Source organism: Pseudoalteromonas sp. SG43-3 (assembly GCF_014164385.1).
In the GTDB taxonomy this organism is placed as follows: domain Bacteria; phylum Pseudomonadota; class Gammaproteobacteria; order Enterobacterales; family Alteromonadaceae; genus Pseudoalteromonas; species Pseudoalteromonas distincta.
In genome coordinates this window covers 1-1,770 of sequence record NZ_JACJFC010000051.1, presented here as the reverse complement: position 1 = coordinate 1,770, position 1,770 = coordinate 1, and the positions used below count along the sequence as shown (strand labels likewise).

At 38.6% G+C, this 1,770-nt stretch carries 2 protein-coding genes and 1 pseudogene; 1 reads left to right on the top strand and 2 read right to left on the bottom strand.

What is annotated here, in order from left to right; genetic code table 11:
• Positions 1-133, top strand: a pseudogene (locus H5157_RS20495) (transposase); the annotation flags it as partial.
• A 191-nt stretch (positions 134-324) separates the two neighbouring features.
• Here the strand turns inward: H5157_RS20495 and H5157_RS20490 are convergent.
• Both H5157_RS20490 and H5157_RS20485 read right to left on the bottom strand, forming a co-directional pair.
• A complete protein-coding gene (locus H5157_RS20490) occupies positions 325-1,299 on the bottom strand; it encodes a transposase (protein WP_182725404.1) in 975 nt (324 codons plus the stop codon).
• Positions 1,300-1,340: 41 nt separating this feature from the next.
• Positions 1,341-1,652, bottom strand: a complete 312-nt coding sequence (locus H5157_RS20485) for a DUF1493 family protein (RefSeq protein WP_182725403.1) — start codon at positions 1,650-1,652, stop codon at positions 1,341-1,343.
• Positions 1,653-1,770: the final 118 nt, after the last annotated feature.

The following is a 1,770-nucleotide window of genomic DNA, read 5'->3' as shown; positions in this document are numbered from 1 at the left end:
TGCTCAAGCGAATATCCCTTTCGTTGTTGCTAATCCCGTTAATATTAAACGTTTCGCAGGCGCTATTGGCCAAAAAGCAAAAACAGATAAACTTGATGCGCAACTCATCGCTCATTTTGGTGAAGGGACCAAACTAGACAGCCACTTTAATTGAACAAACAAAACTGTGCCACAAAATTAGCCCTTCAGATTCAAAATTTATCTTTTTTACTGGGTCACTTTCATTTCATCTATTAAATAAGTCATTACATTCTTAAACCCAAATTACACGCATGAAAATAACTCCGTAATGGCAGTTTTAACTTTTACTGAATGGTTTTTAATTTATGCTAATAGCTTTTCGCAGTTACTGATATTCGCTCGCCGCTTTCGCTTTAAGTTTTCACAGTAACTTGCTTGTGAGGTCGGCCTGCCTACTGCGCCGTGAAATACGCGCGTAAATTGCGTAGTGAGTTTTAGCCAGTTATCTGGGGATATATTAAGCCTTTCTAGTAAAGGAAGGTTCATATTATCAATATGCCCGCGCTTATCCTCTCGTATTATTCGCCCTGTTAGCTCAACGAGTTCAAGGTACGATTTAAGCTCAAACGGCAGCCCTTTAGGCATAATCTGACGTGGCATGCCTGCAAAACGTAGTAACTGCTTAGGTTGTTTACCTTCTGCCGCGCATGTTAAGCGATTTTGTACACTGGTATGGTCTGACTCTTCTGGTGTGTTAGCCATTTTAGCTCTAATGGGATTTAAATCAACATAGGCCATACAGGCTGCAAGCGCTGCTTCATCTAGTAATGCTTGCGATTTGAATCTACCCTCCCAGAACCTCCCTGTGCAGTTATCTTCTTTATTTGCTCTGCGGGCAATGTCTTCATTTAACACCCGCATAAACCAGCTAATACTTGCTAGACGTTCGCGGTATTGTTTAACCGTTTGGTTGAAAAAGATGAGTTCAACTTTACTTAGCTTTTCACCTTGTACATATTTTTGCGTTAACAATTTGCCTTTACACAGTTTATGCCAGCGAATAACAATCGCTTTATCATTCAGCCTGTTTGCTTTCTTATCATCTACATATAGTACTAAATGGGTATGATTACTCATGACGGCATAAGCACATACATCAATACAAAATATTTTTGCTAATTCAAGCAGCTTATCTTCAACCCAACCTCGTCGATGCTCGTAAGATTGACCTGTAAAACGGTCTTCGCCACATAAAAATGCACGACGAACACACCGTGAAATACAGTGATAGTATTTTGTATCAACCAAACTAACTTGACGCTTTCTTGCAATAGCCATAAAACACTCTGCTTATTTTTAAACTAAATAAAAGCTAGCCTCTAAGTACGCAAAGTGCAAAATTTAGGATGGGTGTCATGTTTATTATTACAAAGTGCAAAATTTAGGATGGGTGTCATGTTTATTATTGCACTAAGTACGCAAAGTGCAAAATTTAGGATGGGTGTCATGTTTATTATACCTACATTGAAATTTGAAGCGTACTTTTCAATAAGTTCTGATAAGTCATCGCCTTCGACACCAAGGTCATTAAAAATATCAGTATCTGGAGTTAATTCTTTGTGATTAACTCCGCACTCAATTTCTATAAGGTTGAAAACTTGCTCGATAGTTACCACGGTATACCTAGACATAATGACTCCCACACGGTGTTAGCCTCCGCTTTTCGTGGGTTAGCTTAATTCAAAGCCAGAGCCATAATTAGTTTGTCAATTAACTAAACAGCAGAGGCTAACATGAATAAACATAGCA

Bases quoted from the DNA above. Each gene is read 5' to 3' on its own strand.
- H5157_RS20490 (WP_182725404.1), bottom strand. From the start codon at position 1,299: ATGGCTATTGCAAGAAAGCGTCAAGTTAGTTTGGTTGATACAAAATAC.
- H5157_RS20485 (WP_182725403.1), bottom strand. From the start codon at position 1,652: ATGTCTAGGTATACCGTGGTAACTATCGAGCAAGTTTTCAACCTTATA.